The sequence below is a fragment of the Yoonia sp. SDW83-1 genome (assembly GCF_046762885.1).
In the GTDB taxonomy this organism is placed as follows: Bacteria; Pseudomonadota; Alphaproteobacteria; order Rhodobacterales; family Rhodobacteraceae; genus Yoonia.
Genome location: NZ_JBKQXO010000005.1, coordinates 81,294 through 101,645, shown reverse-complemented (window position 1 = coordinate 101,645; position 20,352 = coordinate 81,294). Strand labels below are relative to the sequence as shown.

Below are 20,352 nucleotides of genomic sequence, written 5' to 3'. Positions count from 1 at the left end.
CGTGGAATTGATGCAAATCGTGCCGATGTTCGGCAATCTGGCCTTTACGATTGTGGCGTTCATCGTCGCCCTGTCGGTGATCGTGGCCATCCATGAATATGGCCACTACATTGTTGGGCGCTGGTGCGGCATCCATGCGGATGTGTTTTCGCTGGGGTTTGGCCCCGTCATCTATAGCCGGGTGGATAAGCGCGGCACGAAATGGCAGATCGCCGCCTTGCCGATTGGCGGCTACGTGAAGTTCATGGGCGATGCAAATGCTGCGAGCGTGGGGTCGGACGGTTCAGTGGACCCTGCTGATGCCCGCAGGACGATGTTGGGCGCCCCGCTATGGGCGCGCACGGCCACTGTTGCTGCTGGCCCGATTTTCAACTTCATCCTCGCCATTGCGATCTTTGGCGGTACGATCATGTATCAGGGCCGGGTGGCTGAACCGTTGGCGATTGGCGAGTTGCGCCCACTGCCTGCGGCTGAGGCATCCGCGCTACAGGTCGGTGATGTGCTGTTGGCAATTGAGGGTGTGCCGGTCACCGAGGAAGGTCGCGAAGACAGCGTAATTGATCTGGTTCCAGTGAAGGAGCAGTTGGATTACACCATTTTGCGCGATGGCAGTGAGATGGTTGTGCAGGGCCCCTATATCATGCCGCCGATTGTGGCCGGAGTGACCCCGCGGTCGGCCGCCGATGATGCAGGCATCAAGGTTGGCGATGTCATGACGACCATCGATGGCGTGCCGGTTTTTGCCTTTTCGCAAGTGCAGGAGATTGTCAGAGCTGCTGAGGGCGGCGATCTTGCGCTGCAACTGTGGCGCGACGGCGAAACGGTCGACGTGACGCTTGCCCCGCGCCGGGTTGATGTGCCAATGGATGGAGGGTTTGAGACCCGCTGGCTGATGGGCATCAGCGGAGAGACGTTCTTTCACGAACAGACTGAGTTTGTTGGTCCATGGGACGCGGTCAAGATCGGGGCAGAGCGGTTCTGGTTCCTGACGACCACATCGCTGTCGGCCCTGAAACATATCATTGTGGGCGAGATTTCGACCTGTAATCTGGGTGGCCCGGTGGCCATCGCCGAGACCAGCGGGTCAATGGCATCGCAGGGCGCGCAAAGCTTTATCTGGTTTATCGGGGCGTTATCCGCTGCGGTCGGTTTGATTAACCTGTTCCCGATCCCGGTGCTGGATGGCGGCCATCTTGTGTTTTATGCTTATGAGGCAGTGACCCGTCGGAAACCGAATGATCGTGTGGTGCAGGTTTTCATGTTTGTCGGCCTTGCGCTGATCCTGTCGCTGATGTCCTTCACGATCCTGAATGATACATTGCTTTGTCCGTAAACTCCGCAATTGGCGCCACGGTTTTGCCGCATTTTGCCCTTACGTTAATCTTGAGTTTATCTAAGACGGAGTGGTGCAATGGAGACGTTGACAGCGGGATATCGCGGCTTGCGGATATTGATCCGGCTGAATATTGACTGGTTGCGTTTTGCCCTTATTCTGACGATTGCACTTTATAGTGCGTCATACGTGATGTTGAGCTAGTCCCAGCTTACATCACCAAATACAGTAGGAAACGCGCCTTCGGGCGCGTTTCTTGTTTTTGACAATGTGTCGCAGACGGGCTACTCCGGTAGAAAATGGGTTGGTAGCACAGGCGATAATAATGAAAAAAATTTGGGGGCGCGCATTGGCGCAGGGCGTAACACTGGTGCGGCGCGCCAGTTTTGTGTTGATTTTGGCGGGGATGGGCGGTGCCGCGCTGGCGCAAAGCTTTGCCTTCAATGCGGTTAATATCGAAGGCAACCTGCGTGTTGCTGACGGCACGATTCTGACATTTGCGGGTATCGAACGCGGCGAAACCCTGTCGGCGGGTGAATTGAACGATGCCGCCCAGCGTATCCGCGACTCAGGTTTGTTCGAAAGCGTCGAGGTCACACCGGTTGGGCGCACGCTGCTGATCAATGTGGTCGAGTTTCCGACCATCAACCGCATCAATATTGAAGGCAACGCCCGCATTCGCGATGAGCAGTTGCTGACCCTGGTTCAGTCGCAGCCGCGCCGCGTCTACAACCCATCACAGGCTGAACAGGACACGGCGGCCATTACGCAGGCCTATGCCCAGCAGGGCCGCATCAATGCTGTGGTGACCCCGCGCATCATTCGTCTGCCGGAAAACCGCGTTGATCTGGTGTTCGAGGTGGTCGAGGCGGGCGTGACCGAGATTGAGCGGATCAGCTTTATCGGTAACCGCACCTATTCGGAACGCCGTCTGCGTCTGGTTCTGGACACCAAGCAGGCAGGCCTGTTGCGCAGCGTGATTGCCCGCGACACCTATTCGCCGGAGCGCATTGCACGGGATCGCCAATTGCTGACCGATTTTTACCGGTCGCGCGGCTATCCTGATTTTGTCGTTCAGAACGTTGATGTGGCCCTGACCCGCGAACGCGACGCCTATCTGGTGACGTTCAACCTGCGCGAAGGTCAGCAATTCACCTTTGGGAATGTGTCCATCCGCAGCGAAATCCCTGGGGTCATTGGCGCTGATTACGAACAGGCGCTGCGGATTCGACGAGGTGCGACCTATTCGCCAGAACCGATTGAGACCGACATTTCCCGTATCGAGATACTGGCGCAGCGGCGCGGGGTCCGGTTTTTGCAAGTCGAACCACGCATCACACGCAATGACCGTGCGTTGGAATTGAACGTTGAATATGTGCTGGTGCCGGGCCGTCGTGTGTTTGTCGAGCGGATTGATATCGAAGGCAATGGTACGACGCTGGACCGTGTGATCCGCAACCAGTTCCGGGTAGTTGAGGGGGATCCGTTTAACCCACGCGAGATCCGTGAAAGCGCCCGCCGCATCCGTGCGCTGGGTTTTTTCCAGAATGCCTCTGTCGATGCGCGTGAAGGATCATCGCCTGAACAGGTGGTCATTGATGTCGATGTGGAGGAGGGACCCACGGGCACCCTGTCATTCGGCGCCAATTACAACAGTGATACGGGCGCCGGTCTGGTTGCATCCTACCGTCAAAGCAACTTTCAGGGGCGTGGACAGCGTTTGAGCTTTGAAGTGTCGACGGCTCGAAGCAACCGCCGTTTTGCATTCGGCTTCTCTGAGCCACAGTTTCTGGGCCGCGATCTGCGCTTCGGCATTGATCTGTCGTATCGCACCACGGACAACGAAAACGCCCTATATGACACCGAAGCATTGCGTTTCAGCCCGTCGCTAAGCTTTCCGGTCAGCGAAAACGGGCGGTTGTCGGTGTTTACCGCTTATGAGTTTACTGATCTGACCGATGTGTCGACCACAGCCAGCCAGATTATTCAGGATGAGGCGAACCGGGGTAAAGTTGCCAATACCTCGGTCGGATATCGCTATAGCTTTGATACACGGCGCACCGGGTTGAACCCCAATGCCGGTATCATCTTGCGGTTTGGCCAAGAATTTGGATTTGGCGACACGCAGTATATCAAGACAACCGCCCTAGCCGGCGCCGAAACCAAGGTGTTAAACGAAGAATTGACACTGCGCGCCACTGTCGAAGGCGGGTATCTGGAGTATCAGGAGGGGAGCAGCCGGGTCACGGATCGCTTTTTCCTGGGCGGTCGTGTGATGCGTGGTTTTGAGCCGGGCGGCATTGGTCCACGCGATGATGTGACCGACGACGCGCTCGGCGGTAACGCATTTGCGGTTGCCCGTCTGGAGGCCGAGTTCCCGCTGGGTCTGCCCAGTGAGTACGGTATCACCGGTGGCGCGTTCATTGATTATGGATCGGTCTGGAGCGTTGGCGAAACAGGAACATCGACCGTTCTTTATGATGATTTCACGCCACGAACTGTGGCCGGGTTGTCGATTTTCTGGACCACCCCTGTGGGTCCGCTGCGCTTTAACTTTACAGAGGCGCTGGATTCGCAGGATCGTGATGAGCCGAAGAATTTTGACGTGACCATCTCGACCAGTTTCTGATGCGTTTTCTAGGGGCGATCGCTGTCTGGTTTGTGCTGGCCTTGTCGGGTGCAGCTCAGGCACAGGGCGCGTCCCCACAGGTGCTGATCATCGACAGTGAAAGGCTGTATGAGGATACGCTTTATGGTCGTCGTCTGGACGCCGAACTCGCATCATTGATGATGGAGTTTCAGGCCGAAAACGATCGTATCGCCGCCACATTGCGTGAAGAGGAATTGAGCCTGACCGAGCGTCGCCCGGGCATGACCCGTGAGGCATTTCAGGCCGAGGCCGCTGCGTTTGACGCCAAGGTTCAAGAGGTGCGCCGTGCCCGGGACGCCAAGAATCTGGAATTGCAGGCCGTGAACCGGTCGGCCCGCACCACATTCGAAAGCCGGGTTCAGAACATCGTTGCCGATGTCATGATCGAGCGTGGCGCCGCCCTGGTGATGGAGCAGGACAATGTCGTGATGTCGATCCGCGCCGTCAATATCACTGATGATGTGATTGTCCGGATTGATGCCCAGTTGGGCGACGGGACGCGGTAGCCTTCTGCTTGCCCGCTGCCGGTGGGCTTGCTAGTCAGATATCAAGCGGGCCTGAGAACCGCGGGAATAACAAGGAGCTGCCCTTCATGTCCGAGCCGGTGACCGAAGCTGATATCCAGCTGATCCAGAAGATTTTGCCGCATCGCTATCCGTTTCTGCTGGTCGACAAGGTGCATAGTATTAATGGCACCACATCCGCTGTGGGCATCAAAAACGTGACAATGAACGAGCCGCATTTTCAGGGCCATTTCCCGGGCAACCCGATCATGCCCGGCGTCACGATTGTCGAGGCGATGGCCCAGACCACGGCGGTCATGGTGGGGGCTTCGCTTGGCCTGACGGACGGCAATCTGCTGGTTTATTTCATGGCAATCGATGGCTGCAAATTCCGCCGCAAGGTGGTGCCCGGTGACGTGCTGGAAATGCATGTCGAGACGACCCGGGGCAAGCCCGGCGGCAAGGTCTGGCGCTTCAAGGGGGTCGCGTCGGTTGGTGGTGAAATGGCTGCGGAGGCGGAATTTACCGCGATGATGGATTTGCAGAGCTGATGGCTGACGTCCACCCATCTGCCGTCATAGCGGATGGTGCCGTGATTGGTGCCGGATGTCGTATTGGTCCTTTTTGCGTGATTGGTCCCGAGGTTGTTTTGGGGGAACGCGTCACGCTCAAAAGCCATGTGGTGATCGATGGCGACACCCATATCGGGGATGAGACAGTGGTGTTCTCATTTGCCGTGATCGGTGAGATTCCCCAGGATTTGAAGTTTGGTGGCGAAAAGAGCCGCTTGCGCATTGGCGCCCGGAACCGGATCCGTGAACATGTGACGATGAACACGGGCACTGCCAATGGCGGGCGTGAGACGCGGATTGGTGATGATGGGTTGTTCATGGCGGGCTGCCACATCGCCCACGACGCCCAGATTGGTGATCGGGTGATTATCGTAAATTCATCGGCTATCGCAGGCCATTGCATTATCGAGGATGATGTTATCGTTGGCGGGTTGTGCGGCGTGCATCAGTTTGTCCGCATCGGGCGTGGGGCAATCATTGGCGCTGTCACCATGGTGACCAAGGATGTGGTTCCGCATGGTTTGGTGCAGGGGCCGCGCGGCGTGTTGGATGGGCTGAACCTGGTTGGCTTGAAGCGCAAGGGCGTGGCCCGTGCTGATATCACCGCACTGCGTGCAGCGTTACAGATGCTCAAGGATGGTGAAGGTACGTTTCAGGATCGCGCGCATCGGTTGGCGGACGAAAGCGACAGCGCCTATGTACAGCAGATGGTGGCCTTTATCCTTGGCGATACGGACCGCAATTTCCTGACCCCCGGTTGATGCTGGCGCTGATCGCAGGGATGGGGGATTTGCCGCCCGCGCTGGTGTCACGCCTGCCGGAACGTCCGCTGATCTGCGCGCTGGATGGGTTTGAGCCTGCTCTGGACGTCGATATCCGGTTTCGGCTGGAGCGGTTGGGCAGTTTCCTTGGCGAGCTGAACGCGCGTGAGGTGACGCGGATTTGCATGGCTGGCGCTGTCCGCCGTCCGCAGATTGATGCCGCGCAGATTGATGCCGCCACGCTGCCACTGATCCCCAAGGTGCAGGTGGCCATGGCCCAAGGCGATGATGGCGCGTTGCGGGCGATCATAGCGGTGTTGGAAGAGGCGGGATTCGCTGTGGTTGCGGCCCATGAGATTGCGCCTGATCTGCTGCCGCCCATCGGGGTTTTGACCCGTGCCAAGCCCGAGGATTGGCACAAGGCGGATGCGGCAGAGGGTGAGGCTTGCGTCGTAGCCATGGGGCAGGCTGACAGCGGTCAGGCCTGCATTGTCAGGGTGGGCCGCGTTCTGGCTAAAGAGGATGCGGAAGGCACGGATGCCATGCTGGCGAAGTTTTTTGAGGCATATGATGCGCCAATGGCAGGCGATCCCTTGGATTATATCATGGATTTGGGTGTCAGCGCCGTGGAAACGGTCAAGGATTGGCTGTCCGGTCTGGAGGACACCCCGGCAACAGCTGATGACGGTATTCTTTTCAAGGCCCCGAAGCCGCAACAGGACCGCCGTGCTGATCTCCCATTGATTGGTCCGGCGACCGCGATGAAGGCCGCAGAGGCCGGGCTGTCCGGGATCGTGATTGAGGCCGGGGGCGTTATGGTTCTGGATATGGAAGCCGTTTGCCAGATCCTTGATGCACAGGGCATGTTTCTGTGGGTCCGCCCCAGAGGTAACGCATGAGAGTATTTGTGATTGCGGGCGAGGCGTCGGGCGACAAGCTGGGTTCCGCCTTGATGGCGGGGCTGAGGCAGTTATGCCCGGAGGTGGCATTTGATGGGGTCGGCGGCCCGTTGATGCAGGCCGAGGGGCTGGTCAGCCGCTTTCCCATGGACGAGTTGAGCGTGATGGGTTTGGCAGAGATCCTGCCGAAGTACAGGGCGCTCAAAGCCCGTATCCGGCAGACGGCTGAGGCGATTATTGAAACCCGACCTGATATTCTGATCACCATCGACAGTCCGGATTTTTGTCTACGGGTCGCCCGCTTGGTCAAGGCGGCCAGCGATATTCGCACGGTGCATTACGTGGCCCCGACGGTCTGGGCCTGGCGCCCGGGGCGGGCGGCGAAGATGGCGCAGCATATTGATCACGTGCTGGCGCTGTTTCCGTTTGAGCCGCCCTATATGCAGGCCGCTGGGATGGATTGCGACTTTGTCGGTCATCCCGTGGTGGCGGAACCTGTGGCATCAGACGACGATGCCGCCGCTTTGGGAGTGGATGGCACCGTGGTCATGGTGCTGCCCGGCAGCCGCAAGGGCGAGGTATCGCGCCTTGCCGACCGGTTTGGTGAGGCCGTGGGGCGAATTGTGGCGGCTGTCCCGGATGCGACATTTGTCATTCCCACCACGCAGGGCGTTTTCGATCTGGTCTGCGACAAGGTAAAAGACTGGCCGGTTCCGGTGACGGTTTTGGAGCCGGGTGTTCCCAGCCGTCCGGCGTGGTTCAAGCGGGCGGAGGTGGCGCTGGCCGCCTCTGGCACGGTGTCGCTGGAACTGGCGGCCAATGGCACGCCGATGGTGATTGCCTATGATATGGCCTGGTTGAGCCGGATTATTATTCGTCGGATGTTGCTGGTTGACACCGTGACGCTGGTCAATCTGGTCAGCGAGACGCGGGTTGTGCCGGAGTTCATTGGCAAGAATTGTGAATCCGGCCCGATTGCCGAGGCGGTTCTGCAGGTGTTGAAAGATCCCGGCGCGCAGCGCGATGCAATGGCGCTGACAATGGAGCGGTTGGGGCAGGGCGGAGAGCCACCCGGATTACGGGCGGCCCGTGCGGTTCTGGATCGCCTTGAGCACGCGACCGTCAAGAATGATCAGGCCGAGGGCGAGTAACCCGAAGCCCGCATAGGCCCGCAGGGGCAATGCCTCTTCCAGCACGATGGCGCCGAGGACGATGGCGACCGGTGCGACCAGCAAGGTGCACAGCATCAAGTTGCCGCTGCCCGCCATTGCCAGCACCCGATAATAGAGCAGGTAAGCGATGGCCGTGGCGATGATGGCATAATAGGCGATGGCGGCCCATGTCAGCGGCGCAAGCGTCAGGCTGATCGGTCCTTCGATCATCCAGGCGACAGGCAGAGTGATCAGGCTGGATCCGGTGAGCATGCCCGCGGCAGCGACCTGTGGTGGCAAACCGCCGAGGGTCTTGCGCGCCCCGACCCCGGCCAGCGCATAGCTGATCGTGCCGCCAATGACGGCCAGTTGTCCAAGCGATCGGATATCGAATTGGGTCAGCGCGGAGAGACCAATTGCTGTGGCCACCCCGAAAAATCCCAACGTGACGCCGATGGCTTTGCGCGGTGTAAGCCGTTCATCGGCGAAGAAGAGTGCTGCGGCAATTACCCCAAAGATGGCGGTGGCCGCGTTCAGGATGGAGGTGAGGCCGGTTTCGATATGCAACTGCCCCCATGCCATGAGGCTGAATGGGATGACGTTGTTCAGAAGGCCCATGATCAGAAATGCGCCCCAGATTTTTGGGCTTTGGGGGACGGGCAGGCGGCGCAGGGCGATATACGCCCAAAGGATCAGCATGGCCCAACCGGTACGATGGGCGACAGCCGTGAGCGGCCCTATTTCGTTCAACGCGATGCGGATCGACAGGAACGACGCCCCCCAGATCAGCCCGAGGAGAAGTAGTTCGGCCCAAGCACGGGGCGATATGGTCATTTGAACGGGTGTCATTTGCAGGACTTGATCGGGTTGGCGAGTGAGGCGCAACCCGGATCATGCTGTTGGAACGAAAAAGCCCCGCCGGATAGGCGGGGCTTTGGTCTTGTGATGTGGTTAACTTAGAAGTTGTAGGCAACGCGAAGGCCCGCAGCCCAGCCGCTGTTGTCTTCAAATTCACCGAACGTTGTGCCGTCAGGTGCCCCCAATGCGCCGGGTGCCTCTGTTTCAGCGTCTCCGATCCAAATGTATCTGACGCCACCAGTGATGCGGACAGCATCCTTCGTGTGCGTCAGGGCAACGCCCAATGACCGGTTGCCGTCTGTCGGACCCAAGTTACCTGAGAAACCACCGTTTTCGGCTTCGAAGCCTGCCGTGACTGCGCCTGACCAAGTTTCATTGAAACGACGACCGACACCAATGTTGTAAGTCACCGTGTCGTCTGAGTAGTCAACAAGTGACCCGCCGCCTCCTAACCCGAAGTTTGTTGGTGAAATGTCAAATTCAGTCCAGTCAACCCAGCGAATTGAGCCAAAAAGCAGCGTATCAGCGGCGATACCCGTCTGACCTTCCAGCGTAACTGACTGCGGAATTGTCGTTGAGAACTCAGTTGACGCACCGTTTTCATCGGCGTCGAAATCGTGAGTGACTTCACTGTGGTAGGTCAGTGATACCCGCGCTGCAATTTCCGGCCGTTCCCATCCGGCGCCGACCAGATATCCGTAGTCTGTCTCTGTGGAGGTGGACATCTCATAGCCGTTGAACAGTACCACTTCGCCTGAAGTTTGGATAGCGCGCAAACCACCATAGACGTTGATGTTGTTCGGCAGTTTATAGTTAAGGATTGTAGTCAGTCCCAAACTATCAATTGTCGCGGTTGAGCCACTAGCCCCGTTTCCACCACCATACAGATATGTTGTGTCATCTGCATACTCAACGCCTGCGCCGATCGGTTCGTCAAGAATGACTGCCAGCGACAACCTGTCGGTCAAATCATTCTTGTATCCCAGGCCAAGCTGCCAGTATTCATCAGCGATATCACCGGAGTCAGAGCCTGCAGGAGAACCTGGTCCGGCAGGAATAGCTTGCGTTCCGCTAACTTCAGGCGACACATAACCTAAACTAAACTCAAGATAATTGCCGTCTTCGTACAGCAGCGCAACCGATGGTGCTGCGCGCTCGACCCCCCCTGCGGTTACAATGCTCGTGCTCAGCAGCAGTGCTGCGCCTGCCGTCAATACGTTTTTCATGTCCTCATCCCTGTCATGAATACTCTGGTGTATGGGCGACCCTAAAGAGCGGTTGACTAAAGCGTCAATTCTTGACGCCACGTCATAGAGTGTCGCGGGTCGCAACGTCACAAAAATGCACTACTCGGGCGAGTCGCGCAACTTTTGTAAATGGCCTCAGTTGTGTTATCTGCGGGTGATGTTGAGGTAGTTGGCCGCAAAGATCAGGGCGGCGCCGACAAAGACAAGTGTATCAAGTGGTTCGTTGTAGAATGCCATCCCGACCACAGCGATGACCGGCAACCGTACGAAATCAATAGGCATGACCACGCTGGCGGGGGCGATGCTGAGCGCGGTGGTCAAGCAGAAATGGGCCAGCAGCCCGGCACATCCGATCAGCACCACCCAGGGCAGTCCCGCCAGCGATGGAACCGCGATATCACCGTCATAGCCCGCGCAGATCAGCCCGAAGACAGCTTGCATAACGGTCAGATAAAAAAGGATTGTCGTGATCGTCTCGGTCCGGGTGAGTTTGCGCGTGAAGATGGCAGTCAGCGCAAAGAAGACTGCGCAGGATGCGGCTGCAATCAGGCCGGGGCTGATGGCGGTGGCATCCGGTCGGGCGACGATGAGGATGCCCAGAAAACCAAGGCCCGCGCAGAAGAGCCCCATGGCGGTCAGCCGTTCCTGCAGGATCAAGGGCGAGAGCAGAATCACCCAGATCGGTGTGGTGAATTCGAGTGCGAAGACCTGAGCCAAGGGGATGAGGGTGATGGCGTAGAACCACAGGTTCTGCCCAGCGAAATGGCAAATGTTGCGGGTGAAATGCAGGCCTAGTTTCTGTCGTCGGACCTGACCGAGCGTTCCGGCCGCCAAGGCCACGCCCAGCACGATCACGATGCCGGTCAGGCTGCGAAAGAGCATGATCTCGAATGTATCAAGCTCCAGGCTGATGGCCCGGCCAGCGACGGCCATCGCGGTGAAAGATGTAATGGCCCCGATCATCCACAGGGCCGCGCGCAGGGTGTCGTTCATGGGGCGACCGCGCAGCAGCCGGTGAGCAGGATCGGGGTTTCGCCACGCTGTGTCAGTACTTCGACCGTGTAGGGGGCGGTGCCGCATTGCCGTTGGTCGATGATCACAATGGCGGTGTCATGGCGGCTGATCAGGGTGAGGGCCTGCGGCCAGTCTTGCCCTTCTGCCGTGGTGCGATGCGGGATGGTCATGTCGCTTTGCCGCTGGAAATCAAAGCTGGCCGTGTCGTCGGCCAGGCTGAGCGTCCAGTCGGGTGCGTTGCCGCTGCAACCAAGCGGAGGCAGCGTGTCTGCCTGGGCGCAGAGCGGCATGGCCACGGCAAAGGCGATGTGTCTGATCATGGCCGGAGTAGTGCCTTGGCAGGCCCGATTTGCAACCCTTATTGCAGGACGTCGTCATGTCGACGATCGGTAGCGGACCAGAGGATCGCACGGCCCAGATTGAACCAGATCGCCAGTGTTTCGCGCCCGATCATCGTCAGGCTGATTGTGTTGTCCGGTGCCCTGCGGAAGCGCCCGGCATGGGCTGTCAGGATATTGTCGTATCCCATCCACCAGAAACTGGCCTTGGCGCGTGGCAGATGGAAAGCTTCGGTGACGAGCAGGATGGATTGTGCGTCGGCCAGCATCGGCTTTGAAAACAGCGCGTTTTGCAGGGTCGAGAGGGAGCGTTCTTCGATGCTGATTGCAGCCGCCGGAATGCCCTGAGCCATGGCGTGCCGGACCATCTGGGCACCGGCACTTGGGCCGTCCGGTGCGGCTCGACCGCCACTGAAGTGGATCCGTGGGGCGAGGTTTGCCGCGAAGAGTGCGACACCTTTGTCGACACGGGCCAGACTTTCGCGGTGCAGTGTGCCATTTGCCGACATGCCGGCGCCGATGACGACGATGACATCGGAGGGCGTTTCGGTGTCCTGATGGGTGAGTGTGAAGCCGATGATAGAAAGGGCAGTCAGACCCAGAAGGGCAGCCCCCGTCGTCAGGATACGGATCAGTGTGCGGATTGGTTTCCCTTTCGATCTTTGGCCGCTATGGTCCTGAAAACTTTGGGAGAAGGCAATGCGCTTTGTTCTGGCATTGATGTGTCTGGTTGGACCGGTTTGTGCCGATCCGGCTGCGGATGTGGCTGCCGCTGCGCGTGCGGCCTTTGACGGGATGCCGCGTGTGGCGCGCGTTGATACGATTGAGGGTCAGTGCGGCGCTGATGCGCATGTGAATGATCAGGTGGCCTATTGCACCACGCTTAATGTGATCTTCGTGACCGATGCGGCGGCTGCGTTGCCCGAAGCCGGTTATCTTGTGGCCCATGCCTACGGTCATGCGGTGCAAGTAAGGCATGGTGTCGCGGATTTTGCGCTGGCTCAGATCCGGTCGCGGGCTGGCGAAGAGCAGATGTTGCGCGGATTGGTGGCGCGTCAGGTGGATTGTATCGCCGGGTTTTTGTTGGCCCGCGCTGGGTTGCCGGATGCACGGTTGACCGATTGGATGACAGAGGAACCTTTTGCAGGAACCCATTGGGGCCGGGATCCGTTACGCATCGGTCCAGAGGTCAGCATAGGGTTGGCCGCGCGCGATGAGTGGTTTCAGTTGGGGCAGGGCGGTGATCTGGCGGCTTGCGCGCCAGGAGAGTTTTCGGCAGATCTTTTGTTGGCAGCGCTGAAACCGTAGGCGCGGTGATTTTGTTGGGGCGTCGGGTTGAGTGATCTTGCCGCAATCTTTCCAATAAATGCGAAGTTTTTTGGACAATTTACATGCGGTGGCGGCCGTTAATCTAACAGGATGAATATGACGCATGGCCTTTGATTTTTCAGACCTCACCCTGACTGACGCCGACATTGTTGCCGAAGGTGGCGAGCGATGGATCTATTGCTCGGAGCTTTATCCGTCCTTTGTTTTCAAGAAACAAAAACCGCCGCAGAGCCGTGATTTGAAAAACAATTTCAAGGGAAACTCCATGAAGATGTTTCCGTCTTTGGCGGATCGCATCGTGCGGAAAGAATACAAGGCTTATGTTGATTGCTGTCTGTCAACCAACCGAAATCTGGAGGATATCCCTGTCAGCAGATTATATGGTTTTGCACAATCAAGCATCGGGATTGTCCAAGTGGCCGAAAAGGTTTCGCTGGATGGTAAAAGCCTTGGCCCCACGCTTGCCAGTATTTACCGGGATGGTCGATTGACCGAAGGCCGGTTGAAATTGCTGAATGAATTTGTGCAGCTTTTGTTGGACTGGGAGATGCCGACCAATGATATCAGTGCTGCGAATATCGTTCTTGGTATGCGCGGCGGTCAGGAAAAGTTTCTTGCTGTCGACGGGTTTGGGGACATCCATGTCGTCCCGGTGCGCACCTATTTCCAAAAGTCGAGAAAGCACCAGTTGCGCTACCGCATGACCAAAGTGGCCCGCAGTTTGGGCATACATTTTGATCCGGAACGTTTTGTGTTCGGTCTGAGCGATTTGGTCTGAAAGGCTGCCAGCGCCAGCGCTACTGCTGCATTACTCCCACTCAATCGTGCCTGGTGGTTTGCTGGTGATGTCGTAGGTCACCCGGTTGATCCCTTGCACCTCGTTGATGATCCGCGTGGCGGTTTCGCCCAGGAATTCGTGGCTGAACGGGTAGTAGTCTGCTGTCATCCCATCCACCGACGTGACCGCGCGCAAGGCGCATGCATAGTCGTAGGTACGTCCGTCCCCCATGACACCGACGGTGCGTACGGGCAGGATGGCGACGAAGGCCTGCCAGATTTCATCATACAGCCCATGCTTGCGAATCTGGTCAATATAGACCGCGTCGGCCTTGCGCAGGATGTCCAGCTTCTCGCGGGTGATTTCACCTGGGCAGCGGATGGCGAGGCCGGGGCCGGGGAAGGGGTGGCGCCCGATAAAGCTGGCGGGCAGGCCGAGTTCGCGGCCAAGCGCGCGCACTTCGTCCTTGAAAAGCTCGCGCAGGGGTTCGACCAGTTTGAGCCCCATCTTTTCAGGCAGGCCGCCTACATTGTGGTGCGACTTGATCGTAACCGATGGCCCGCCGGAAAAGCTGACGCTTTCGATCACATCAGGGTATAGCGTGCCTTGGGCCAGAAATTCCGCCCCTTCGATCCCGTTGGCATATTTCTGGAAGACGTCGATGAAGAGCTTGCCGATGATCTTGCGTTTGGTTTCGGGGTCGCTGACGCCTTCAAGCTCGCCCAGAAACAGCTCCTGTTCTTCGGCGTGAATGACGTGCAAGTTCATGTGGTCGCGGAACATGCCGACAACTTCTTCGGCTTCATTCTGGCGCAAAAGGCCGTGATCGACGAAAACGCAGGTCAGTTGGTCGCCCACGGCTTCATGGATCAGGGCGGCGGCCACAGATGAGTCGACGCCGCCGGACAGCGCGCAGATCACCTGTTTGTCGCCCACTTGTTCCTTGATCAGGCGGATCGCTTCTTCGCGGTAGGCGCCCATGGTCCAGTCGCCGGTGAAGCCAGCGAGCCGCACGAAGTTTTCATAGAGCTTGGCGCCGTTCGGGGTGTGGTGCACCTCGGGGTGGAATTGGACGGCGTAGAAGTTGCGGGCGATGTCGGCGGTGATGGCGAAGGGGGCGTTGGGGGATGTGCCGTAAACCTCGAATCCCGGTGCGATTTCAGAGACATGATCGCCATGGCTCATCCAGACTTGTTCCTTGTCGGTCTGAAACCATCCGTCGAGAAGGGAGAGCTTGCCTTCGGGTTTGACATAGGCCCGCCCGAATTCGGCGGTACCGTGGCCACGCACCACCTTGCCGCCCAGTTGCTGCATCATGGTTTGCTGGCCGTAACAAATGCCAAGGACAGGTATTTCCATGTCGAACAGGCTGTCGGGCGCGCGGGGTGATCCTTCGCGGGTCACGCTGTCAGGGCCACCTGAGAGGATTACGGCCTTGGGGGCAAAATCGGTCAGAAAATCGTCGGTGACATTCTGATAGGGGTGGATTTCGCAATAGACATTCAGTTCGCGCAGGCGTCGGGCGATCAACTGAGTGACCTGGCTGCCGAAATCGATGATCAGAAGGCGTTCGTGGGTGCTTTGTTCCATGTTCGCCTCTATATCCGCTCTGCTTGGCGGCGCAAGAGAGGCCAATGTCGCTTTTGCGCGCCAAGTGGCGCAAACTTGGTGAGGTGTTGCGATGTGCCGGGGTATTGATGCCTCACCATTTACGAGCGGGGTAGTGAGATGTCGGACGCACCGGTGAAATCAGGACGCAGAGCACGCGGCGGCGGCGGTGCGGCGCGCCGGGCAGAGCGGACGGCGGTCAGCGTTGAGACGGCAAAATACATCGAACGGAATGTGCCCAATTACGAGGTGCTGACCGAAGAAGCGCTGGAGGTCATCGAGGCGAATGCTGAGACGGTGCTGGCCGAGATTGGTGTAAACTTCGTCGAAAACCCCGAAGCGCTGGCCCGCTGGAAAGAGGCGGGTGCTGATATTGATGGCGAGCGTGTGCGTATTCCGCGGGGGTTGGCACGCAAGCTTTGTGCGACGGCCCCGTCAGAATTCACCCAACATGCCCGCAATCCGGAGCGTAACGTGGTGATTGGTGGCAAGAATCTGGTGCTCGCCCCCGTTTATGGCCCACCATTTGTGCGCGATGCCGAAGGTGGCCGCCGCTATGCGACAATGGCTGATTTCGAGAAGTTCGTGAAGCTGGCCTATATGTCGAAATGGTTGCACCATTCGGGCGGCACGGTTTGCGAGCCGACGGATGTGCCGGTGAACAAGCGGCATCTGGATATGCTGCTGGCCCATATGATCTATTCCGATAAGCCTTTCATGGGGGCGGTGACCGAGCCCAGCCGCGCACAGGATTCGGTGGACATGTGCGAGATCCTGTTTGGTAAGGAGTTCGTACAGGACAACACTGTGATGACCTCGCTGATCAACATCAACTCCCCCCTGACGTTCGATAATGTCATGATGGGCGCGTTGGAGGTGTTTGCGAAGAATAATCAGGCGTCGATCATCAGCCCGTTTATCGTGGGCGGGGCGATGGCCCCTGTTTCGGTTGCCGGAACCCTGACGCAAGTGCTGGCCGAGGTGATGGCCGGTGTAGCCTATAGCCAGTTGATCCGTCCGGGCGCCCCGGTGATCTTTGGCGCATTTGTGACGTCGATTGATATGAACTCGGGTGCGCCGACATTCGGCACACCAGAGGCCAGCCATATCACCTATGGCGCTGGTCAACTGGCACGCCGGATGGGATTGCCATACCGGTCGGCCGGGTCATTTTGTGGCTCAAAACTGCCAGATGCGCAGGCGGCCTATGAGACCGCCAACAGCCTGCAGATGGGGTTGCTGGCCGGTGTCAACTTTATGCTGCATTCCTGCGGCTGGCTGGAAGGCGGGCTTGTGGCATCGTTCGAGAAGTTCGTGATGGATGCCGATCAGCTTGGCACGCTGCATCATTTTGCCAAGGGTGTAGATATCTCGGAAAACGCGCAGGCGATGGATGCCATTGAAGAAGTTGGCCCCGGTGGTCATTATCTGGGCTGCGCCCATACGCAGGCCAATTTCAAATCGGCGTTCTGGCGGTCTGACCTGTTTGACTACAAGCCGTTCGAGACATGGGCTGAAGAGGGTGAGCGTGACACCCAGGCCCTTGCCACGGTCCGGGTCAAACGCATGTTGGACACCTATCAGCAGCCTGCGCTAGATCCGGAAATCGAGGCGCAGCTGCGGGCCTATGTCGCCGAAAAGAAGGCCAGCATGCCGGATGCCTTCACGTAAGCCTAAGGGCTGTCATCTGCAAAAGGCGACCTTCACCAGCAATGGCGATCAGCACCTCTACATGGCGGGCGGGTGAATAATTGCCGGACTTTGCCAGGCGGGCATCGTTCATTTCGTTCTCTATATCAAAGAGTTGCATGAGCGCCTGAGCGTGACGCGGCAGATCATCGCAATCCAGAAGGCGGCGCAGGTGGACGTTTCTGCGGTAATCGTCGACCCCGAAGCGCGCAGCGCGTGCCAGAAGTTGCGGACGTTTCAGCGTGGCCAGTCTTGTATGAATATCGAACATTTTGTAAATCTTCCTTTACTCGGGTGAGTCGGTGAAGATTGACACATGTTTAGCGGGTGTTGCGGAAACGCTATTAGTTAAGCGCGCACCGGTCAGAAATGTTTATCTTTTCGAAAGAATAGTTGACGGACGAAACAAGCCGTTAACATTTGAGTAACCAAACACGCTTAGGTTGAATCGTTGACGCGCTGACTTAGTCGGCGTTTTGCTCTTGCGTATTGGGACTTTCGGTGAGGGGACGAGTGACATGACTGCACGACCAGGACCGGTTCGGTCCGAAAGGCTTCCGCAATGGGTACCTGATGCTGCCCGCCATTATCTGGTACATACTGAAGCTGGCCTTTCGATCCGGGCACTGGCCCGCGCAAGCGACTGCCATCCATCCACGGTCTTACGTCAGGTCCGCCGGTTTGAAGGCAGACGTGATGATCCGTTGATTGATGCTGCTCTCAAATCCCTTTCGACCACGGTCTCTGTACGTGATGTTGACCACAAAAGGGAAAAGGGACAAATGAATATTGAGTGCTGGAAAGGCGAGCCAACGCAGGCCGCCGGTTTAACGCAAGCCCGGATTGATCAGGAGGCAAAACGGGTTTTGCGCCGTCTGTGTGAGCAGGGCGCGGTGTTGGCCGTCGCCCGCGAGATGGAAACATCCGTTGTCGTCCGCGAGACCGGAGAGGGTGAACAATTGCGCACAGCGGTTGTTGATCGTGAGATTGCTCAGGCGATGGCGTTGAAGGATTGGATCAGCTGCCCTGATCCGGGGCAGCGGCTTTCGCGTTATTTTATTACCAATACCGGCCGTATGGCGTTGCGTCGCCTGACCGCCGAAGAGGAGAACCGCGCGAGCGGTTTTGCAGAGAAGCGGAGCCGTTTTGAAAGTGATGCGAGTTGGGACCTGGCCGAGATCGAAGGCGTCGTCCGCCAGCCTGCACGATATTATGCAACCGAAAGCCCGCTGGTCGGGCTGGCCCGCAGAAAGGACCGCGACGGTCAGCCATTCCTGAAGCGTGATCTGGTGGCTGCCGGTGAGCGCCTGCGCGAAGATTACGAACTGGCGCAGGTCGGGATGGAGCCGGTTGAAAGCTGGGATTGTTTTATGTCTGGCGATGTTGTCGAGATCAAGGTTGATGGCCCGCCAGGGTCGGTCGCAGCGCGCGCCCGGGTCAAGGGTGCCTTGTCCGATCTGGGGCCGGGCCTGGGTGATGTCGTCCTGCGGTGCTGCTGTTTTTTGGAGGGTCTGGAGCAGACGGAGAAGAAGATGGGATGGTCGGCCCGGTCCGGCAAGATTGTCCTGCGCATCGCACTGCAGCGGCTCAAGCGTCATTATGAAGAAACACATGGCCAGTTTGGTCCGATGATCGGATAGGCCAAGGAATGTACACGCGGTAATTGTATCGCGTGCGTTAACGAGTGATATGTTTTCTTATGCATCCGGCGCAGTGCCGCCATGCATGGACCCAAGATGATTGGACAATTTGCGCGGCTGAGACTACGTAGGGGCAAGATAATTGGAGTATCCGATGCCACCGCGCGACCTGAAGATTCCAGCCCAGCGTCATCCGGAAAAGCAGCGCCGCCCTGATGCGCCGCAGCCGAAGAAACCGGATTGGATTAGGGTCAAGGCCCCGACCTCTGAAGGATATAAAACGACGCGCGATATCATGCGCGAGCACAAGCTGGTGACCGTCTGCGAAGAGGCTGGTTGCCCCAATGTGGGTGAATGCTGGTCGCAGGGCCACGCCACGATGATGATTATGGGCGAGGTTTGCACTCGCGCCTGCACATTTTGCAACATTGCCACAGGCAAACCGCCTGAAGCGCTGGACGTTTTCGAACCCGGTCGCGTGGCGGATGCGGTCAAGAAACTGGGTTTGAACCACGTTGTCATCACCTCGGTGGATCGTGATGATGTCGAAGATGGCGGAGCGGAGCATTTTGCGCAAACTATCCGCGCTGTCCGCCGCCAGTCGCCCGGCACCACCATCGAGATCCTGACTCCTGACTTCATTCGCTGCGACCCAGCGGTTCTTGAGGTCGTGGTGAAGGCCAAACCGGATGTGTTCAATCATAACCTTGAGACGGTTCCGGGCCTTTACCCCGAAGTGCGCCCCGGTGCCCGCTATTTCCATTCCTTGCGTCTGCTGCAGCGGGTGAAAGAGCTTGATCCATCCATGTTCACCAAGTCGGGCATCATGGTGGGACTCGGAGAGGATCGTCAGGCCGTTATCCAGGTGATGGAGGACATGCGTGCCGCTGACATCGATTTTTTGACGATTGGTCAGTATCTGCAGCCAACGCCAAAGCACCACAAAGTAGATCGCTTCGTTTCGCCCGACGAGTTTGCGTCTTATGAAAAGGCGGCCTATGGCAAGGGTTTCCTGATGGTATCGGCCACGCCTCTGACACGGTCATCTTACCACGCGGGCGAGGATTTTGCGCGGTTGCGCGAAGCTCGTCTGAAAAAGCTGGGCGCCGTCTGATCCTTATTCGCCAATACCGGGGATCGCCTTCAGATAGGCCGCGATGGCGGCCCTGTCGGCATCGGTCAATTGGCTTGTATTCCTGATCACGGCGGCCATTTCCCCGCCAGCGGTGTCAAAATCTGGCGTAAAGCCGCTTTTGAGGTATTCAGCGATTTCACCTTCTGACCAGTCCAATCCGGCCGGTGTGATGTTTGGAATGCGCCCCTCCCCGGACGGGTTGGGCGCGCCAGCAAGCCAATGGCTGAGTTGGAGGCCACCCAGCGCGTTGCGTTCGGTGTGGCATTCGGTGCAATGGCCCAATGCCTCGACCAGATAGCGCCCGCGCGAGATTTCGGGTGTTGTTGTATCGGATAGCGCCCAGTCGTCGCTGAGAAACAGCAGCTTCCAGCCGCCGAGCGCGGCGCGGATGTTGAACGGAAAGCCCACATCGTGCGTCTGCGACGGTTCGGTGGACGGGGGCAGGGTGCGCAGATAGGCTATCAGGTCGACGATATCGGCCAGTTCCGCCTTGTTATAGGCGCTGTAGGGGAAGGCGGGATAATAATGCGCCCCGCCCGGTGACACGCCCCGTGTGATCGCGCTGGCAAGGTCCAGATCGGACCATGCGCCAATACCATGCACCGGATCGGGCGAGATATTGGGCGCGATGAAGCTTCCAAAATCGGACGGGAATGTGCGGCCCCCGGCAAGGATCAACGGGTCGCCTTCCGGTGCGCTGTGGCAGGAGCCACAGCCCGCGGCGGCAAAGATGGTTTCGCCATTGACCAGGTCGCCCGCAAGCCCGTCAATAGAAGCAGCGGGCAGTGGCACCGGCCGTGTGATGAACCACCCCATGCCCAGTCCTGCAATCATGGCCAGAATGATC

The 20,352-nt window shown here is 58.3% G+C and carries 21 protein-coding genes; 13 read left to right on the top strand and 8 right to left on the bottom strand.

Annotated features, from left to right (window positions below; genetic code table 11):
• Position 1: 1 nt before the first annotated feature.
• The 8 genes from rseP (at position 2) to lpxB (ending at position 7,869) form a co-directional block, all read left to right on the top strand.
• Entirely contained in the window at positions 2–1,333 is a 1,332-nt protein-coding gene (gene rseP, locus ACFWW4_RS08115) for an RIP metalloprotease RseP (protein WP_411890376.1), read from the top strand.
• A gap of 78 nt (positions 1,334–1,411) precedes the next feature.
• The gene (locus ACFWW4_RS08110; RefSeq protein WP_393928982.1) at positions 1,412–1,537 is read left to right on the top strand and encodes a hypothetical protein; all 126 of its coding nucleotides are present in this window, start codon (positions 1,412–1,414) and stop codon (positions 1,535–1,537) included.
• 121 nt (positions 1,538–1,658) lie between these two features.
• Positions 1,659–3,962: an outer membrane protein assembly factor BamA gene (gene bamA, locus ACFWW4_RS08105; RefSeq protein WP_411890375.1), complete on the top strand. Its 2,304-nt coding sequence runs from the start codon at positions 1,659–1,661 to the stop codon at positions 3,960–3,962.
• On the top strand, positions 3,962–4,489 hold the full coding sequence (locus ACFWW4_RS08100) for an OmpH family outer membrane protein (RefSeq protein WP_411890374.1): 528 nt from the start codon (positions 3,962–3,964) through the stop codon (positions 4,487–4,489). The genes bamA and ACFWW4_RS08100 overlap by 1 nt, the downstream gene beginning before the upstream one ends.
• Before the next feature lie 86 nt (positions 4,490–4,575).
• Complete coding sequence (gene fabZ, locus ACFWW4_RS08095; protein ID WP_411890373.1) at positions 4,576–5,037, top strand: 3-hydroxyacyl-ACP dehydratase FabZ; 462 nt, start codon at positions 4,576–4,578, stop codon at positions 5,035–5,037.
• Positions 5,037–5,819, top strand: a complete 783-nt coding sequence (gene lpxA / locus ACFWW4_RS08090; protein ID WP_411890372.1) for an acyl-ACP--UDP-N-acetylglucosamine O-acyltransferase — start codon at positions 5,037–5,039, stop codon at positions 5,817–5,819. The genes fabZ and lpxA overlap by 1 nt, the downstream gene beginning before the upstream one ends.
• Positions 5,819–6,718 (top strand): LpxI family protein, encoded by a 900-nt coding sequence (locus tag ACFWW4_RS08085; RefSeq protein ID WP_411890371.1) that lies wholly within the window; start codon positions 5,819–5,821, stop codon positions 6,716–6,718. The genes lpxA and ACFWW4_RS08085 overlap by 1 nt, the downstream gene beginning before the upstream one ends.
• Positions 6,715–7,869: a lipid-A-disaccharide synthase gene (gene lpxB / locus ACFWW4_RS08080; RefSeq protein ID WP_411890370.1), complete on the top strand. Its 1,155-nt coding sequence runs from the start codon at positions 6,715–6,717 to the stop codon at positions 7,867–7,869. The genes ACFWW4_RS08085 and lpxB overlap by 4 nt, the downstream gene beginning before the upstream one ends.
• Here lpxB and ACFWW4_RS08075 read toward each other — a convergent pair.
• From ACFWW4_RS08075 to ACFWW4_RS08055, 5 genes are all read right to left on the bottom strand, one after another.
• The gene (locus ACFWW4_RS08075) at positions 7,795–8,718 is read right to left on the bottom strand and encodes a DMT family transporter (protein ID WP_411890369.1); all 924 of its coding nucleotides are present in this window, start codon (positions 8,716–8,718) and stop codon (positions 7,795–7,797) included. The genes lpxB and ACFWW4_RS08075 overlap by 75 nt on opposite strands.
• A gap of 107 nt (positions 8,719–8,825) precedes the next feature.
• Positions 8,826–9,953 (bottom strand): outer membrane protein transport protein, encoded by a 1,128-nt coding sequence (locus tag ACFWW4_RS08070; RefSeq protein ID WP_411890368.1) that lies wholly within the window; start codon positions 9,951–9,953, stop codon positions 8,826–8,828.
• Between the two features lie 165 nt (positions 9,954–10,118).
• Entirely contained in the window at positions 10,119–10,967 is an 849-nt protein-coding gene (locus ACFWW4_RS08065; RefSeq protein ID WP_411890367.1) for a DMT family transporter, read from the bottom strand.
• Complete coding sequence (locus tag ACFWW4_RS08060; RefSeq protein ID WP_411890366.1) at positions 10,964–11,308, bottom strand: hypothetical protein; 345 nt, start codon at positions 11,306–11,308, stop codon at positions 10,964–10,966. The genes ACFWW4_RS08065 and ACFWW4_RS08060 overlap by 4 nt, the downstream gene beginning before the upstream one ends.
• 38 nt (positions 11,309–11,346) lie before the next feature.
• The gene (locus ACFWW4_RS08055; protein WP_411890535.1) at positions 11,347–11,856 is read right to left on the bottom strand and encodes a YdcF family protein; all 510 of its coding nucleotides are present in this window, start codon (positions 11,854–11,856) and stop codon (positions 11,347–11,349) included.
• Positions 11,857–12,025: 169 nt separating this feature from the next.
• Between ACFWW4_RS08055 and ACFWW4_RS08050 the strand changes: the two genes are divergently transcribed.
• Positions 12,026–12,634: a hypothetical protein gene (locus ACFWW4_RS08050; protein ID WP_411890365.1), complete on the top strand. Its 609-nt coding sequence runs from the start codon at positions 12,026–12,028 to the stop codon at positions 12,632–12,634.
• 124 nt (positions 12,635–12,758) lie between these two features.
• The gene (locus ACFWW4_RS08045; RefSeq protein ID WP_411890364.1) at positions 12,759–13,433 is read left to right on the top strand and encodes a YrbL family protein; all 675 of its coding nucleotides are present in this window, start codon (positions 12,759–12,761) and stop codon (positions 13,431–13,433) included.
• Positions 13,434–13,463: 30 nt separating this feature from the next.
• On the opposite strand, the gene guaA is transcribed toward ACFWW4_RS08045, so the two are convergent.
• Positions 13,464–15,023, bottom strand: a complete 1,560-nt coding sequence (gene guaA, locus ACFWW4_RS08040) for a glutamine-hydrolyzing GMP synthase (protein ID WP_411890363.1) — start codon at positions 15,021–15,023, stop codon at positions 13,464–13,466.
• A 138-nt stretch (positions 15,024–15,161) separates the two neighbouring features.
• On the opposite strand from guaA, the gene ACFWW4_RS08035 reads away from it, so the two are divergent.
• Positions 15,162–16,712, top strand: a complete 1,551-nt coding sequence (locus ACFWW4_RS08035) for a trimethylamine methyltransferase family protein (RefSeq protein ID WP_411890362.1) — start codon at positions 15,162–15,164, stop codon at positions 16,710–16,712.
• On the opposite strand, the gene ACFWW4_RS08030 is transcribed toward ACFWW4_RS08035, so the two are convergent.
• A complete protein-coding gene (locus ACFWW4_RS08030; protein ID WP_393928952.1) occupies positions 16,705–17,001 on the bottom strand; it encodes a DUF6477 family protein in 297 nt (98 codons plus the stop codon). The two genes, ACFWW4_RS08035 and ACFWW4_RS08030, sit on opposite strands and share 8 nt — an antisense overlap.
• 247 nt (positions 17,002–17,248) lie before the next feature.
• Between ACFWW4_RS08030 and ACFWW4_RS08025 the strand changes: the two genes are divergently transcribed.
• Positions 17,249–18,370, top strand: a complete 1,122-nt coding sequence (locus ACFWW4_RS08025; protein ID WP_411890361.1) for a DUF6456 domain-containing protein — start codon at positions 17,249–17,251, stop codon at positions 18,368–18,370.
• Between the two features lie 154 nt (positions 18,371–18,524).
• Entirely contained in the window at positions 18,525–19,484 is a 960-nt protein-coding gene (gene lipA / locus ACFWW4_RS08020; protein WP_411890360.1) for a lipoyl synthase, read from the top strand.
• A 3-nt stretch (positions 19,485–19,487) separates the two neighbouring features.
• Here the strand turns inward: lipA and ACFWW4_RS08015 are convergent, their stop codons facing one another.
• Positions 19,488–20,339 (bottom strand): c-type cytochrome, encoded by an 852-nt coding sequence (locus tag ACFWW4_RS08015; protein ID WP_411890534.1) that lies wholly within the window; start codon positions 20,337–20,339, stop codon positions 19,488–19,490.
• Positions 20,340–20,352: the final 13 nt, after the last annotated feature.

Coding starts and splice junctions, on each gene's coding strand:
- ACFWW4_RS08110 (WP_393928982.1), top strand. CDS start 1,412: ATGGAGACGTTGACAGCGGGATATCGCGGCTTGCGGATATTGATCCGG.
- ACFWW4_RS08060 (WP_411890366.1), bottom strand. CDS start 11,308: ATGATCAGACACATCGCCTTTGCCGTGGCCATGCCGCTCTGCGCCCAG.
- ACFWW4_RS08025 (WP_411890361.1), top strand. CDS start 17,249: ATGACTGCACGACCAGGACCGGTTCGGTCCGAAAGGCTTCCGCAATGG.
- fabZ (WP_411890373.1), top strand. CDS start 4,576: ATGTCCGAGCCGGTGACCGAAGCTGATATCCAGCTGATCCAGAAGATT.
- lpxA (WP_411890372.1), top strand. CDS start 5,037: ATGGCTGACGTCCACCCATCTGCCGTCATAGCGGATGGTGCCGTGATT.
- ACFWW4_RS08045 (WP_411890364.1), top strand. CDS start 12,759: ATGGCCTTTGATTTTTCAGACCTCACCCTGACTGACGCCGACATTGTT.
- ACFWW4_RS08070 (WP_411890368.1), bottom strand. CDS start 9,953: ATGAAAAACGTATTGACGGCAGGCGCAGCACTGCTGCTGAGCACGAGC.
- ACFWW4_RS08065 (WP_411890367.1), bottom strand. CDS start 10,967: ATGAACGACACCCTGCGCGCGGCCCTGTGGATGATCGGGGCCATTACA.
- lipA (WP_411890360.1), top strand. CDS start 18,525: ATGCCACCGCGCGACCTGAAGATTCCAGCCCAGCGTCATCCGGAAAAG.
- ACFWW4_RS08100 (WP_411890374.1), top strand. CDS start 3,962: ATGCGTTTTCTAGGGGCGATCGCTGTCTGGTTTGTGCTGGCCTTGTCG.
- ACFWW4_RS08075 (WP_411890369.1), bottom strand. CDS start 8,718: ATGACACCCGTTCAAATGACCATATCGCCCCGTGCTTGGGCCGAACTA.
- guaA (WP_411890363.1), bottom strand. CDS start 15,023: ATGGAACAAAGCACCCACGAACGCCTTCTGATCATCGATTTCGGCAGC.
- bamA (WP_411890375.1), top strand. CDS start 1,659: ATGAAAAAAATTTGGGGGCGCGCATTGGCGCAGGGCGTAACACTGGTG.
- ACFWW4_RS08035 (WP_411890362.1), top strand. CDS start 15,162: ATGTCGGACGCACCGGTGAAATCAGGACGCAGAGCACGCGGCGGCGGC.
- ACFWW4_RS08030 (WP_393928952.1), bottom strand. CDS start 17,001: ATGTTCGATATTCATACAAGACTGGCCACGCTGAAACGTCCGCAACTT.
- ACFWW4_RS08050 (WP_411890365.1), top strand. CDS start 12,026: ATGCGCTTTGTTCTGGCATTGATGTGTCTGGTTGGACCGGTTTGTGCC.
- ACFWW4_RS08015 (WP_411890534.1), bottom strand. CDS start 20,339: ATGATTGCAGGACTGGGCATGGGGTGGTTCATCACACGGCCGGTGCCA.
- ACFWW4_RS08085 (WP_411890371.1), top strand. CDS start 5,819: ATGCTGGCGCTGATCGCAGGGATGGGGGATTTGCCGCCCGCGCTGGTG.
- lpxB (WP_411890370.1), top strand. CDS start 6,715: ATGAGAGTATTTGTGATTGCGGGCGAGGCGTCGGGCGACAAGCTGGGT.